Raw genomic sequence first — 2,316 nt, 5'->3', positions numbered from 1 at the left:
TATAGCATCTGCTTGTGAGAAGTGGAATGTTACAACCATATTAGTCTGTCCGTTGACAATCGTTGGAATTTGACTGTTTAAATCAAAACACTCAATTTGATCTCCTGGATTGTTCACATCACACAAACTCATGGTAATGTCTTCTGGTACTGGCATAATTGGTAGTGGGTTCACTACTAATTCAAATGACTCTACCGAATAACATCCCGTTGCATTATACTCCACTCTGATGTATAACGTTTGTGGGTTAGCTGAATTTGTATAATTTAAAACATTACTAATAATTGGTGTGCCTGCATCGGCAGCTGCTTGTGTTTCATGGTATGTAATAGTTACCGTAGTTGGGTCAATACCATTTAATACCTCTGCTTCTACTTGTGTTAAATCAAACTGTGTGAAACCATCTGCTACAGCATCATCACACTCTTGTAATGGCTCTGCTGGTGATACAATCTCTGGTGTTGGATTTACAATCAATTGCAGTTCTGTATAATTAGCACAACCTGTTAAAGCGTAACTTACACTTACATAAATGGTTTGCTGATTTGGTACAATATTGTTATAAGGAACATCTGTAATTGGGTTGGTACCCAATTGAGCATCCTGTGGTGTTTCGTGGAAAGTAACCGTTACTCCTGTTGGAGTTGGTCCTCCTGAGATATCATTTAAGGCATCCTGTAAATTGAATATTCCAATACCATCATTGTTTGGATCACAATATGTAAGCGGTGTTGGTGTATTAGCCACAGGACCTTGAGTTACATTCAACTGAACCGTTGTCGTGTCATAACAGCCTGTTGTAGCATTCTCAACTCGTACAATAATAACTTGACCATCAGTTCCGATATAAGGAACAGTTGTTATCTCGTTTTGTGGCACTTGTGCATCGGCTAACGTCTCATAATAAGAAATATTATAGCCTGGTGAGCCTATTACTAACGGATTGTTCAACGTTAAATTAAACGGTGCTTGGTTTGGATTTACTCCATCACTACAACCGTTCATATCGTTCAATGTATTTAATACTGGTAATGGATTTACAATCAATTCAAATGAAGTTGTATCAATACATAATGCAGCATTTTGAGCGGTTACCCAAATCGTTTGTTGATTTGGAGTCATATTTGGATACGATGCTGGGTTTGGAATTGCATTAGCTGTATTATTTGCTAAAGCATCTGCTTGATTGTCGTAATAATAAAGCGTTAATCCTGGCTCTCCATTTGTAATATCTGCTGTTAAAGCTGCATTCGTTAAATCAAATATTTCAATACCATCTGGTGAATTATTTACATCACACAACTCATAATCCATCACGTTTTGATTCAACTCCGGACGTGGATTAACGATAATATTAAATGGTATAACCGTATAACAGCCTCCTGCATTCTCAACTCTAATATATAAAACCTGTATATCTGGATCGATATTTTGATAAGGACTTGATACCGGATTTGAATCAAAATCAGCATCCGCTTGTGTTTCATGAATCGTAACAACTAACGTTGCATCGCCTCCTTGTGCCTCTACTATTGATGGTGTTAAATCAAACGTTGCAAAACCATCATTATTATCATCACAAACAGCAATGTCTGTGATTGGATTGGCAACTGGTGCTTGTAAAACCTGAACATCTTCACATTGTGTTAATGCTTGTGTACAAGCTGGTGTTGTGTTTGAAGTCACATCAACCAAACAATACGTGTAAATACCTGCACTCGGTGTAGAAGAAACTGTAGCCGTTCCTGTTGAACTCAACGTAACTGGTGTTTGTGAAACTCCTCCTAGTGTATAATTTACTGTAGCGTCTGGTGTTCCAGTAAAAGTTACTACTGCTGTATCTCCTTCACAAATTACATCTCCTACTATAGAAGCCGTTGGTAATGGAATAACTGTTATGGTCACACAATCCGTGAAAGCCTCTGTACAAACTGGTGTAGAATTTGAAGCTGCACTTACCAAACAATACGTAGAAGTAATTGAAGCCGTAACTGAAGCATTTCCAGTAGCATCTAAAACAATAGTATTTGAAACTCCAGCAACAGTATACGTAATTGTAGCGTCTGGTGTACCCGTAAAATCTATTGTGGCTGTTGTACCATCACAAATTAATGGGGTAGCCGTAGATATAGAAACCGTTGGCAATGGATTAACTGTAATGGTAGCACAAGCAGTTAATGCCTGTGTACAGGCTGGTGTAGAATCTGAAGTGACATCAACCAAACAATACTCTGAATCACCCAATAAAACCGGTGAAGTAATTACTGCCTGACCCGATGCATCTAAAACTACTGTCTGAATAGATCCTCCATCAAC

Annotated in this window: 1 pseudogene; it reads right to left on the bottom strand. The window is 38.1% G+C overall.

Going from position 1 to position 2,316, the window contains the following annotated elements:
• Window positions 1-2,316: pseudogene (locus tag ACFO3U_RS07270) on the bottom strand (hypothetical protein); the annotation flags it as partial.

It is taken from the genome of Flavobacterium ponti, from assembly GCF_042652765.1.
In the GTDB taxonomy this organism is placed as follows: Bacteria; Bacteroidota; Bacteroidia; order Flavobacteriales; family Flavobacteriaceae; genus Flavobacterium; species Flavobacterium ponti.
This window is presented reverse-complemented; position numbering and strand designations above follow the sequence as displayed.